This is a genomic window from Leucobacter sp. PH1c (assembly GCF_000633415.1).
In the GTDB taxonomy this organism is placed as follows: domain Bacteria; phylum Actinomycetota; class Actinomycetes; order Actinomycetales; family Microbacteriaceae; genus Leucobacter.
This window is the reverse complement of the sequence record NZ_AYMV01000028.1, coordinates 24,762-36,819: the sequence shown is the minus strand read 5'-3', so window position 1 is coordinate 36,819 and position 12,058 is coordinate 24,762. Positions and strand designations below refer to the sequence as shown.

Sequence of the window (12,058 nt, the reverse complement as noted above, 5' to 3'; positions counted from 1 at the left end):
GGGAGAGAGCACATGCAGGATCGATTCCTCTGCGGCCGTCCGGCCGCTCCGGGACGTCAGGCGCGCCTCCGGCAGACGAGACGCGCCCCGAGAGCGCGGGCCGCGCATGCACACTCCTGAGAATCTCGGCATCGGGATCCCCGGTGCGGCCATTCCCCAGCAGCGCTTCACCGCCCTCGACCGGCCGCGGCTCTTCCCCCCGGAGCTCCCCGGCGGCGGGATCGCGCCCATCACGCTCTTCGCGGCGCCGGCCGGTATGGGCAAGACCGTGCTCGCGAGCCAGTGGGTGCGCAGCCGGGCGCTCGCGGGGATGCGGGTGCGCTGGGTGCGCGCCTCCGAGTCGGGCAGCGGACCGGGCGAGCTCTGGCGGGCGATCCGCGAGGCACTCGCGGGCGCCGAGGTGTGCGACGAGCACGCCGTGTCCGGCGCGGGCCGACTCATCGTCGCCCAGGAGCGCGCCGCCGCGCAGCGCGAAGCGGCGGCGCTCACGGCGCCCACCATGCTCGTGATCGACGACTTCCAGCGGCTCACCCGGCCGCAGCTCGACGTCGAGCTCTCGGAGCTCCCCGAACTCAGCAGCATGCTGTTCCTCACGGTGCTCTCGCGCCGCTTCACTGCGCTCGACGGTCCGCTCGTCGCGGCCCGCAGCACCGTCGCGCTGCTGAGCGGCGACTACTTCGCCTTCTCCCGCGAGGAGGTGCGCGAGCTCGCCGAGCGGCTCGGGATCACGGGCGGGCGGCTCATCGACGACATGCACGAGGACGCCGCGGGTTGGCCGTACGCCGTGCGCCTCATGCTCCACGCCATCGGGAGCGGCGCGACCCAGACCGATCTCCGCGCGCTCATGGACCGCTTTGCCTTCGACTACGCGGAGCGCGCCCTCACCCCGCTCGGCCTCCGCGCCCTCTACGCCGCTGCGCTCTGCGAGCTCATCAGCGTCGAGCTCTTGAGCGAGACGATCGGGCTGCCCTACGCGGAGACCGCCGCGATCGTGGACAGCATGACCGAGCTCGGCCTCGTCGTGCGGCAGTGGTATCCGGGCGGCGCGCGCATCCGCTGCCACCCGGGCTTCGCCCAGTCGCTCGAGTGGCGCGCGCGGCGCGAGTTCGAGTCGCACGAGATCCGCGCGCTGCGGCACCAGCACGCGATCGAGGTGAGCCACGACGAGCCCGCCTTCGGCATCCGCTCGCTCATCGCGCTCCGCGCCTTCGAGGACGCGAGCCACGCGCTCGTGGCCGTCTTCCCGGAGGAGCTCGGCCCCGACTGCGAGGCGATCGAGCCGCTCCACCGCGTGCCGCTCGAAGAGCTCCACCGCTTCCCGATCCTGCTCGGCGCCCACCTGCTCGCCGAGAACCACCGTGGCAACGTCACCGCGGAGGAGGCGGCGGCCCTGCGCACGGCGCTCCGCGCCGCCGTCGGGGACGGCCCCGAGGAGAGCGATCCGCAGCGCTTCTACCCGGCGCAGGCGATGCTGCTCGCTGCCGAGTGCCTGGAGGGTCACCCCGAGCTGCTGCCGCACGCCCGGGATCTCGCGCACCGGCTCGAGGTCGAGTACGCGGCGGTCGGCGGCGGCGCGAGGCACGAGACGCAGCTGCACCGGGCGCTCCCGTTCATCCACTCGACGGTCGCCGCGGCGGCGCTCACGGCGGGCGATCTGGATCTCGCGGGCCGGGCCTTCCACCAGGCGCTCGAGTGGGCCGAGCTGCTCGGGATCCCGGCGAAGCAGCACCACGCGCAGACGGGTCTCGCCGCCGTCGCCGCGATCAACGGCGAGACGCGTCGCGCCCGCGGCCACCTCCGCGCGGCGGAAGAGCTCGCGCTGCTCGTGCCCGCCGAGCAGACCGCCGTCGGCTCGCTCAACGAGCAGGTCGCCCGCGCCCTCATCGCCGCGGAGCAGCGCGACACGAGCGGCCTCGAACGGCTCCTCGACGGCCTCGACCCGATGCGCGGCCACATCCTCGAGTGGCCCTATCTCGCGCTCGCGGAGGCGGAGATCACGCGCGGCCGCGCGGGCAACCTCGCCGCGGTCGCGGGCGTCGACGCCCGCATCCGCGAGTCCGAGACCTTCTTCCCCCGCGCGGGAAGCACGAGAGTGGTGCTCGAGGCCTACGCCGCGCAGACGATGGCGACGGTCGGGAACTACCGCGACGCTGCCGCGCGGCTCGACGCGCTCCCCGCGGAGCAGCCCGACGTGCGGCTCGGCCGCGCCCGGCTCGCACTGCTCGCGGGCGACCCCGAGCGTGCGGAGGAGATCACGACGGCCCTGCTCGAGACGCGGCTCACGGTCTGGGTGCGGCTCGCCGTGCGCCTGGTGCGCGCCGCAGCGCTCGAAGCGCTCGGCGATCCCGAGGCAGCCGATGCCGACTTCGCGACGGCGGCCGAGGCGATCCGGAAGCAGGAGACCTACAGCGCGCTCGAACTCATCCCCTTTGAGATGCTCGAAGCGTTCGCGCGCAGGGGCCTGCACCCCGCCGTGCGCGAGCTCGCCCCCGTCATCGCGGCGCTTCCGGAGGAGGTGCGCTGCGCCCCGCACGAGCCCCTCACCGAGGCCGAGCAGCGCATGCTTGAGGCGGTCGCGGCGACCGACGCCCCGCTGCCCGCGGTGGCCGAAGCCCTGTTCGTCACGCCGCACACCGTGAAGTTCCACCTCCGCGGCGTGTACCGCAAACTCGGCGTCTCGGGCCGCGAGGCCGCGGTGCTCCGCGCGCGCGAGGTCGGGCTGCTGCCCGAGGCGTGAGCCTCAGCCGCGCACGGGGAACTCGCGCGCGGGGTCCCAGGGCCCGGCCCAGCCGAGCTCGTCGAAGAGCGAGGCGAGGAGCATGCCGGTGAAGCCCCACACGACGCGCCCGCCGAGCCGCTCGCTCAGGCGGAACGCCGCGCCGCGGTGCGTGAGCCCCGGGCGTGCGAGCACCGAGGTGCCACGGGCCGCCGGGTCGAGCAGCTCGGCGACGGGTGCGCGGAACACCTCGACCGACTCGGAGTGATCCGCTGCGACCGCGCTCGGCAGCCGCCACCAACCGACCACCGGGGTGACGAGGTTGTTACTCACCGGGATGTGCACGGCGGGGAGGGCGCCCAGGACATCGACGCCCGCGGGGTCGAGCCCCGTCTCCTCGTGCGCCTCGCGCAGCGCCGTCGCGGCGGCGTCCGCGTCGCCCGGCTCGGCGCCGCCGCCCGGGAACGCGATCTGGCCGGCGTGGTGGCGCATGCCGTCGGCGCGCCGGGTGAGCAGCACATCGAGCTCGGCGGGCACGCAGCTCGGGCCCGCCGCCGCGGGCGTGCGATCGAGCGCGCCGAACAGGATCAGCACCGCGGAGCGGCGGAGCGGGGCGTCCGCGAGCGCCCCCTGCGGGGTGAAGGCGAGCGAGACCTCGCGCGTCATGAGCGCGCGGAGCTCGCCCTCGACATCGGCGACGGAACGTTCCATTCCGCCAGCCTAGTGCGGCCGGGGGGCGATCCTCCCGGGCTCGGGTGCGCCTAGCCCTCGGCGAGCAGCTCGGAGATGCCCTCGGGCACGCGCTGGGAGCGGGCCCACGGCTCGCGGTCCCGCCGCGCCACGCGCTTCACACGCTGCGTCTCCTCCGTGCGCACCTGCGTGAGCACGGCGATGACCGCCGCGCGCTCCGCGGGGCTCACCGAGCGGGTCACGAACGCGATGTCCGCGCCCGAGATGGCGTCGTCCTGGGGGCCGAGCTCCTCGCGCTTGGCCGCGTCGCGAGCCGCCGCGTCGGGCGGCAGCTGCGCGTCCGCGGCGGGCGCGCCCATCGTCTGCACGTCGCTCACAGCGGGATGTTGCCGTGCTTCTTGGCGGGCTGCTCGGTGCGCTTGCCGCGCAGGCCGCGGAGCGACTTGATGACGGCCAGGCGCGTGCCGGCGGGCTCGAGCACGTTGTCGAGCTCGCCGCGCTCGGCGGCCAGGAACGGGCTCGTCACCTCGGCGGTGTACTTCGCCGTCAGCTCGGCGCGCAGCGCCTCGACGTCCTCGCCGCGCTCGGCGGCCGCGGCCAGCTCCTTGCGGTAGAGGATGTTCACGGCGCCGGAGCCGCCCATGACGGCGATCTCGGCGGTGGGCCACGCGATGTTGAAGTCGGCGCCCATCTGCTTCGAGCCCATCACGATGTACGCGCCGCCGTAGGCCTTGCGCGTGATGATCGTGACGAGCGGCACGGTCGCCTCGGCGTACGCGTAGAGGAGCTTCGCGCCGCGGCGGATCACGCCCTGCAGCTCCTGGTCGGTGCCGGGCAGGTAGCCGGGCACGTCGACGAGGGTGAGGATCGGGATCGAGAACGAGTCGCAGAACCGCACGAAGCGCGCGGCCTTCTCGCTCGCGTCGATGTTCAGCGTGCCGGCCATCTGCGCGGGCTGGTTCGCGACGATGCCGACGGTGCGGCCCTCGACGCGGCCGAAGCCGATGAGCATGTTCGGCGCGAACAGCGGCTGCACCTCGAGGAAGTCGCCGCCGTCGAGGATCGCCTCGATCACGGTCTTCATGTCGTAGGGCTGGTTCGGGCTGTCCGGGATGAGCGAGTTGAGCTTCCGGTCGGCGTCCGTGATCTCGAGCGCGGTGTCGCTGTCGTAGACGGGAGCCTCGGCCAGATTGTTGTCCGGCAGGTAGCTGATGAGCGCCCGCGCGTAGTCGAGCGCGTCGAGCTCGTCGCTCGCGAGGTAGTGGGAGACGCCGCTCGTCTTGTTGTGGGTGAGCGCGCCGCCGAGCTCCTCGAAGCCGACCTCCTCGCCCGTGACCGTCTTGATGACGTCGGGGCCCGTGACGAACATGTGGCTCGTCTTGTCGACCATGATCACGAAGTCGGTGAGCGCGGGGGAGTACACGGCGCCGCCGGCCGAGGGGCCCATGACGATCGAGATCTGCGGGATGACGCCCGAGCACATGGTGTTCAGGCGGAAGATGCTCGCGTACTTCGAGAGGGCGACGACGCCCTCCTGGATGCGCGCCCCGCCGGAGTCGAGGATGCCGAGCACGGGTGCGCCCGTCTTCAGCGCGAACTCCATCGCCTTCACGATCTTCTCGCCGGCGACCTCGCCGAGCGAGCCGCCGAAGGTGGTGAAGTCCTGCGAGTACACGACGACCTGGCGGCCGTGGATCGTGCCGGCGCCCGTGACGACGGAATCGCCGAACGGGTGGCTCTTCTCCATGCCGAAGCCCTGGCTGCGGTGCTTCACGTACTTGTCGAACTCGACGAACGAGCCCGCGTCGAGGAGGGCGGCGATGCGCTCGCGGGCGGTCATCTTGCCGCGCGGGTGCTGCTTCGCTGCGGCTGCGGCGTCGCGGTCGCCCACGGCCTCCTGGTACTTGCGGCGGTGGTCGGCGATGCGGCCCGCGGTGGTGGCGGGTCCGGGGGTCGCTGAGGTGGCGTTCTCTGCAGTCACGGAAGCCAGCCTAGCGCGGCACCCATGCCCGCAGCCTCCGAACCTCTCCAACGGAATCGATAAACCTTGGTCGGATCCCACCAAACCCGTGCCGCTCGCGCTCCTTCCCCGCACTCCCTCCCTCCCTCCGGGATCGGGGTCGCTCCGGCAGGAAGGGGCGGGGAGTGCGGGCGGGGAGCGGGGCGGGGCGGGTAGCGTGGGGGCATGGACCTGACGCGCACCTCCGCACTGCTGCCCCGGGTGATCTGGCGCGAGAGCTCGCCCTCCACGAACGCCGAGCTGCGCGATCTCGCGCGCGAGCACGACGCCGCGGGCGATCCGCTGCCCGACGGCACGCTGCTCCTCACCGCCGACCAGACGGCCGGGCGCGGGCGCCTCGACCGGGGCTGGGTGACCCCGCCCGGCCAGTCGATCGCCGCGTCCCTGCTCGTGCGCGGCGCGGGGCACGGCCTCGCGCTCAGCTGGCTGCCCCTCCTCGTCGGCGCGGCGATGAGCGCGGCGCTGCAGCCGCGCTTCGGCGACGGCATGCGGGTGGGCGTGAAGTGGCCGAACGACGTGCACGTCCGCGACGAGGACGACGCGATGGCGGGCCGCCCGGGGCTCAAGCTGTGCGGGATCCTGTGCGAGCTGCTGCCCGACGGCTCGGTGATCGCGGGGACGGGGCTCAACCTGCTCATCCCGGAGCACGAGCTGCCGACCGGGCGGGCGAGCTCGCTGCTCGCCGCAGGGGCCGACGTGGGCGGTGCGACGACCGTGTTCGACCCCGCGGGCACCGCGCTCGTCGACGGCGTCATCGCCGAGTACGCCGCGGCGCTCCGGCAGTTGCTCGCGCTCGCGGCGACGAACCCCGCTGCGGCGCGGGCCCGGGTGCTGCGCTCCTCGCTCACCCTGGGGACGGAGGTGCGCGTCCACCTGCCGGGCGACGAGATCGTCGATGGGCGCGCGCGCGAGCTCGCGGCCGACGGTTCACTCGTGGTCGATCTGCCGACGGGCGGCCGGCTCACGGTGTCCGCGGGCGATGTGGAGCACCTCCGCTGACGGGCGACCCCGGAGACGCAGCGGAGCCCGCCACCCCGATCCGATGATCGCGGTGGCGGGCTCCGTCGCGAGCGCCCCGCGGCGCCCCTCGGTGGACGCCTAGCGGGCGCCCTCCAGCGGGTACTCCTCGCCGAGCGCGTCGATCTGCTCGGTCGTGGGGTCGCCCTCCGAGAAGTCCATCTTCGGCACGGGCGCACGGAAGCCCTTCGTGACGATCGCGATGATGACGACGCCGACGACGATCCAGATCGCCCCGACGAGCCAGGTGAGCGCCTCGAGGGACGTCCACAGCCAGATCGTGAGCGCGAAGCCGATGAGCGGCGCGACGGCGTACTTCAGCACCCGCGAGAAGGTGAGCGGCTCGCGCCGGCCGCCCTTCGGGAACAGGTAAGTGCGGATCACCGAGAGGTTCACCATCGCGAACGCGGCGAGCGCGCCGAAGCTGATCATGAAGGCCACCGTGTCGAGCGAGAGGAACAGGCTCGACAGCGCGAACACGGAGACCGTCACGGCGGCGACGATCGGGGTGCCGAAGCGCTGGTGCAGGCGCGAGAGCGGCTTCGGGAGCATGCCGTCGCGGCCCATCGCGTAGAGGATGCGCGAGACCGACACCTGGCCGGTCATGCCCGAGCCGAAGGCGCCGACCACGTAGACCGCGACGAAGAAGGCGGTGAACGCCTCGCCGCCGATGTTGTTCATCACCGTGACGCCGGCCGCGTCGATCTCGGTCGAGCTGAGCGACGCCCAGTCGGGCTGGTAGGCGACCGCGCCGGCCCAGGAGACGAGGATGAAGAAGAGGCCGCCGATGAGGGTCGAGAGCACGATCGCGCGGGGGATGTCCTTGCGGGGGCGCTTCGCCTCCTCGGAGAGCGTCGACACGGCGTCGAAGCCCAGGAAGGACAGCGCGAGGATCGCGGCGCCCGACGCGATCGCGCCGATCCCGCCCTCACCGAAGGTGAATGGCTCGATGAGGCTGATCTCGGTGTTGCCGCCGAGCGCGTGCTTGAAGGCGAGCACCATGAAGAGCACCACGAGCACGACGGACAGCGCGATGATCGCGAAGTTCACCTTGTTGACGAGGTTGATGCCGAGGATGTTGAACAGGAGCACGAGCAGCAGCGCGCCGAGGGTGAACACCCACACGGGGACCGCGGGGAACTGCGTGTTCAGGTAGATCCCGATCAGCATGAAGTTGATCATGGGGATGAAGAGGTAGTCGAGCAGCATCACCCAGCCGGTGAGGAAGCCCGCGGCCCCGCCGAAGGACTGCTGCGTGTAGGTGTACGCAGATCCCGCGACGGGGTAGCGGCGCACCATGGCGCCGTAGCTCGCGGCCGTGAACAGCATCGCGACCACCGCGATCACGTACGCTGCCGGGAGGTGCCCGTCGGTGACCTGGTTGACGATGCCGTACGTGGTGAAGACGGTGATCACCGTCATGTACGTCACCCCGAAGAGGGTGAGTCCGACCAAGCCGAGTGATCGCTTCAGCTGGGGTTGATTCGATGCGCTCACGATGTCTCCTTTGAATCGAGTAAGCGGTCTTACTTGTGGATTATGGGGTGAAAGTGCGCTCCCCGGCGAGCCAGGTCCCGAGAACCGGCAGCTCGGCGATCGCTTCCGCCGCGATTTCGAGCGGATTCTCGGCGAGCCACACGGCGTCGGCCGTTCGGCCCACCGCGAGCGTTCCGCGCGTGTCGGCCGCGAGCGCCTGGCGCGCGATGCCGCGCGTGTAGGCCGCGTACGCGGTGGCCGCGTCGACGCGCTCCTCCGGGAGCCACGCGTCTGCGCCGGGCTCCTCGTGGCTGTGGCGCGTGATCGCGGTCGAGACGGCGGGCCGCCAGTCGATCGTGGTGACGGGCCAGTCGCTGCCGAAGGAGATCGTTGCGCCGCTCCGCGACACCGAGCCGATCAGGTACTGCCACTCCTCGCGCGGGTGGCCGAGGTGCGGGATCGTGAGATCGCGCATCACCGCGTCGCACTGCGCCCAGTAGGGCTCGAAGTTCGCGATGACGTCGAGCTCCGCGAAGCGGGCGACATCGGCGGGATCGAGCAGGGCGACGTGCGCGATCACGTGGTCGCGCTGGCGCGCGGGGTTCGCGGCGAGGGCCGCCTCGATCGCGTCGAGCGCGCTGCGGTTCGCCGCGTCGCCGATCGCGTGGAGGTGAAGCTGGAAGCCGGCGGCATCGAAGGCCGTCGCGGCGGCCGAGAGCTCGGCGGCGTCCCAGTTGGGGAGCCCGGTCTCGCTCGGGAGGTCGGCGTACGGGGCGAGGAGCGCCGCCGTGTGGCTCTCGATGACGCCGTCGACGAAGAACTTGATCGTCTCGCCGCTCAGCCGCTCGGCGCCGAGGGAGCGCACGCGCGCGCGGCTCGAGGTGAACTCGGCGAGCTGCTCGCGCCAGCGGGCGGGGTCGGCGCGGAATGCGAGGTTGATGCGGGTGTGGAGGCGCCCCTGCTCGGCAGCCGCGAGGTAGACGGGCAGGTCGCCGGGCTCGACCCAGGCGTCCTGCACCCAGGTCATGCCGAGCGCCGCGTAGGCGCGCGTCGCCCGTTCGATGGCCTCGAGCCGCTGCTCGAGCGGGAACGCGGGCACCACGTCCGCGAGGAAGTTGTTGGCCGCGGCCTCCTGCAGCGTGCCGAGCGGGGAGCCGTCGGCGCGGCGCACGATGCGCCCGAGTTCGGGATCGGGGGTGTCCGCCGTGATCCCGCCCGCGGCGAGGGCCGCGGAGTTCACCCACGCGGTGTGGTAATCCCAGGCGCGCAGGATCGTGGGGGTGTCGCCCGTGACCTCGTCGAGCCAGCGCGCGTCGAACAGGCCGCCCTCGGAGAACGTCGCGTCGTAGCTGCCGCCGACGATCCACTCGGCCTCGGGGTGCTCGGCCTTCCACGCGGCGACCGCGTCGATGATGCCCTGCTTGTCGGCCGCCGCACGGATTGCGGGGCCGAGCGCCTCGACGCCGCCGAGCATGGGGTGCGCGTGGCCGTCGCCCGGAGCGGGAGCGAGCGTGCCGCCCGCGAGGTCGATCACCGTGGCGTCCGCGGTCTCGGCGAGCGCCGTCGCCTCGGCGCCGAGCGCGACGACCGTGCCGCCGTCGAACGCGATCGCGTCGCTCGTGCGGGGCGCACCCTCGTGCGTCGGGTCGATGAGGATGGTGCCGCCGGTGAAAACGGTGGTGCTCATGGGTGATCGCGTCCTTGCTGCTCGGAGCCGCCCGCGGAGCGGGCCGCGGTGCCGTGCTGGTGGGGTGTGGCGCCGCGCGGGCGCCGGGGGAGGGGCGAGCTGCGGCGGGCCGATGACCCGCCGCGCTCAGATTACTTGAAGGGGACGGCCTCGCCCATGGCGTCGACCACGGAGGTCTCGGGGCCCTCGGAGAAGTCCATCCGCGGGACGGGCTTCCGGAAGAAGTTCGTCTTCGCGATGAGGATGATGAGGCCGATCGCGAACCAGATGCCGCCGACGATCCAGGTCATCGACTCGAGCGAGGTCCAGAGCCAGATCGTGAGCGCGAAGCCGATCAGCGGGAAGACGCCGCGCAGGAGCACGTCCTTGCCGGAGCGCTGCGCTCGCTCGCCGCCCTTCGGGAAGAGGTAGACACGGATCACCGAGAGGTTCACCATGGCGAACGCGGCGAGCGCGCCGAAGCTGATCATGAAGGCGGCCTGCTCGAGGGTGAGGAACAGGCTCGCGAGCGCGAAGACCGACACGGTCGCGGCGGCGACCACGGGGGTGCCGAAGCGCTTCCAGAGGATCCCGAGCGGCTTCGGCAGTGTGCCGTCGCGGCCCATCGAGTAGAGGATGCGCGCCACCGAGACCTGGCCGGCGAGGCCCGAGCCGAAGCAGCCGGCGACCGTGAACACGACGAAGAGGATGCCGAGCCACTCGCCCGCGACGTGGTGGGCGAGCACGACACCCGCGGCGTCGAGGAGCTCGCGCGGCGCCTGGGTCCAGTCGTCGAGGTGGTAGGCGCGTGCGCCGACCCAGCTCACGAAGATGAAGAGCGCGCCGCCGATGAGCGCGGTGAGGATGATCGCGCGCGGGATGTCGCGGCGGGGGTGCTTCGCCTCCTCGGAGAGCGTGGAGACGGCGTCGAAGCCGAGGAACGACAGGGCGAGGATGCCGGCGCCCGTGAAGATCGGGCTGAAGCCCTCGGCGCCCGGGATGAAGGGGTCGATGATGCCGGGGGCCGAGGGATCCGCGATCGCGGTCTTGATGGCGAAGACGGCGAAGAGGATGATCGCGGCGGCCGAGATGCTCACGATGACGATGTTCAGCTTGTTCACGAGGGTGATGCCGAGCACGTTGAATACGAAGACCGCGATCAGGGTGATGAGCGAGACGAGCCAGGCGGGAACGCTCGGGAACTGCGTGCTCACGTAGAGGCCGAGGATCATGAAGTTGATCATCGGGATGAAGAGGTAGTCGAGGAGGAGCACCCAGCCGGTGAGGAAGCCGGCGCCGCCGCCGAAGGCCTGCTGCGTGTAGGTGTAGGCCGAGCCGGCGACGGGGTACTTCCGCACCATCGCCGCGTAGCTGTTCGCGGTGAACAGCATGGTGAGCAGGGCGACGACGTACGCGAGGGGCAGCTTCCCCTCGGTGATCTGGTTCACGATGCCGTAGGTGGTGAATACGGTCGCGACCGCCATGTACGCGAGGCCGAAGAGCACGAGGCCTCCGAGGCCGAGTTCTCGTTTCAGGCCGTTTCGTGCGGCGGGTTCACTCACTGGATCTCCTTTGATGCGGTACTCACGGACTCGTAAATGAACAGGGTTCTTTTACGGTCGGGATGAGACTAGTACGAAACGCGCCCGAGCGCGACTCCGGAGTCGCGGAAGCGCGGGATCGTGTCATGCTGGTCGCGGAGGAACACATGTCGACACCGGCGAAGACGCCAGCGCCCGGGCCGGAGACGGCCGAGCGAACCGGCCAGCACGCGCCGCCCGTCCCCGCGCCGAAGCGCCGCGTGGGGCGACCCACGAAGCGGGTGCTCTCGCGGCGGCTCATCCTCGAGACGGGGCTGCGCCTCATCGACGAGCGTGGGGCGCACGGCGTCGGCATGCGCGCGATCGCGAGCGAGCTCGGCGTGCGCCCGTCCGCGCTCTACAACCACGTCGCCGGGCAGGCCGAGCTGATCGCGGGCGTCCGCGAGCTCATCAGCGACCGCATCGCGACCGACATGTTCGCGAGCGAGCCCTGGGACGCCGCGCTCGCCGGCTGGGCCACGCACTACCGCAACACCTTCGCCGCGCACCCGCCCACGATCGCGCTCCTCGCGACGCTGCCGCTCGCCGAGGAATCGGTCACCTCGCAGATGTACGAGACGGTCATCGACGCGCTCGTGCGCGCCGGCTGGCCGGGGGAGCGCGCGCTCACGCTCATGGTGGCGCTCGAGTCGTTCATCCTCGGCTCCGCGCTCGATCTCGCGGCCGACGACGGCATGCTGGATCCGGGGCCGCGGCGCGACGTCCCCGCGTTCTCCGCGGCGTACGCCGAGCGCGCCGGGGTACTCGCCGCGAGCGGGGGCCGCGCGGCCGACGCCGCGTTCGAGCTCGGGCTGCGCGCACTGCTCACGGGGTTCCGTGCGGAGTACGCGGCGCTCGGGCTGCGGCCGCGCGAGCGGTAGCGCCCCGCCCGC

General features: G+C 72.2%; 9 protein-coding genes. 3 read left to right on the top strand and 6 right to left on the bottom strand.

Annotated elements, in window-relative coordinates:
* Window positions 1-106: 106 nt before the first annotated feature.
* Window positions 107-2,737 carry a LuxR C-terminal-related transcriptional regulator gene (locus tag U874_RS0109885; protein WP_025134381.1) on the top strand — a complete coding sequence of 877 codons (2,631 nt, stop codon included), beginning with the start codon at window positions 107-109 and terminating at the stop codon, window positions 2,735-2,737.
* Between the two features lie 3 nt (window positions 2,738-2,740).
* Here U874_RS0109885 and U874_RS0109880 read toward each other — a convergent pair whose 3' ends face one another.
* Genes U874_RS0109880 through U874_RS0109870 form a run of 3 tightly spaced genes read right to left on the bottom strand, consistent with a single transcriptional unit; the run spans window position 2,741 to window position 5,387 of the window.
* Complete coding sequence (locus U874_RS0109880; protein ID WP_025134380.1) at window positions 2,741-3,427, bottom strand: CoA pyrophosphatase; 687 nt, start codon at window positions 3,425-3,427, stop codon at window positions 2,741-2,743.
* Window positions 3,428-3,477: 50 nt separating this feature from the next.
* Complete coding sequence (locus tag U874_RS0109875; protein WP_025134379.1) at window positions 3,478-3,783, bottom strand: hypothetical protein; 306 nt, start codon at window positions 3,781-3,783, stop codon at window positions 3,478-3,480.
* Complete coding sequence (locus tag U874_RS0109870) at window positions 3,780-5,387, bottom strand: acyl-CoA carboxylase subunit beta (RefSeq protein WP_025134378.1); 1,608 nt, start codon at window positions 5,385-5,387, stop codon at window positions 3,780-3,782. The genes U874_RS0109875 and U874_RS0109870 overlap by 4 nt, the downstream gene beginning before the upstream one ends.
* A gap of 204 nt (window positions 5,388-5,591) precedes the next feature.
* Here U874_RS0109870 and U874_RS0109865 point away from each other — a divergent pair, with 204 nt between their 5' ends.
* Window positions 5,592-6,425, top strand: a complete 834-nt coding sequence (locus U874_RS0109865) for a biotin--[acetyl-CoA-carboxylase] ligase (RefSeq protein WP_025134377.1) — start codon at window positions 5,592-5,594, stop codon at window positions 6,423-6,425.
* Window positions 6,426-6,524: 99 nt separating this feature from the next.
* Here the strand turns inward: U874_RS0109865 and U874_RS0109860 are convergent, their stop codons facing one another.
* From U874_RS0109860 to U874_RS0109850, 3 genes are all read right to left on the bottom strand, one after another.
* Complete coding sequence (locus tag U874_RS0109860) at window positions 6,525-7,940, bottom strand: APC family permease (protein WP_025134376.1); 1,416 nt, start codon at window positions 7,938-7,940, stop codon at window positions 6,525-6,527.
* A gap of 40 nt (window positions 7,941-7,980) precedes the next feature.
* Window positions 7,981-9,606 carry an amidohydrolase gene (locus tag U874_RS0109855; protein WP_025134375.1) on the bottom strand — a complete coding sequence of 542 codons (1,626 nt, stop codon included), beginning with the start codon at window positions 9,604-9,606 and terminating at the stop codon, window positions 7,981-7,983.
* A gap of 131 nt (window positions 9,607-9,737) precedes the next feature.
* Window positions 9,738-11,147, bottom strand: a complete 1,410-nt coding sequence (locus U874_RS0109850; protein ID WP_025134374.1) for an APC family permease — start codon at window positions 11,145-11,147, stop codon at window positions 9,738-9,740.
* A gap of 146 nt (window positions 11,148-11,293) precedes the next feature.
* Here U874_RS0109850 and U874_RS0109845 point away from each other — a divergent pair, with 146 nt between their 5' ends.
* Window positions 11,294-12,046, top strand: a complete 753-nt coding sequence (locus tag U874_RS0109845; RefSeq protein ID WP_081809973.1) for a TetR/AcrR family transcriptional regulator — start codon at window positions 11,294-11,296, stop codon at window positions 12,044-12,046.
* Window positions 12,047-12,058 lie beyond the last annotated feature (12 nt).

Coding starts and splice junctions, on each gene's coding strand:
- U874_RS0109885 (WP_025134381.1), top strand. CDS start 107: ATGCACACTCCTGAGAATCTCGGCATCGGGATCCCCGGTGCGGCCATT.
- U874_RS0109880 (WP_025134380.1), bottom strand. CDS start 3,427: ATGGAACGTTCCGTCGCCGATGTCGAGGGCGAGCTCCGCGCGCTCATG.
- U874_RS0109865 (WP_025134377.1), top strand. CDS start 5,592: ATGGACCTGACGCGCACCTCCGCACTGCTGCCCCGGGTGATCTGGCGC.
- U874_RS0109855 (WP_025134375.1), bottom strand. CDS start 9,606: ATGAGCACCACCGTTTTCACCGGCGGCACCATCCTCATCGACCCGACG.
- U874_RS0109845 (WP_081809973.1), top strand. CDS start 11,294: ATGTCGACACCGGCGAAGACGCCAGCGCCCGGGCCGGAGACGGCCGAG.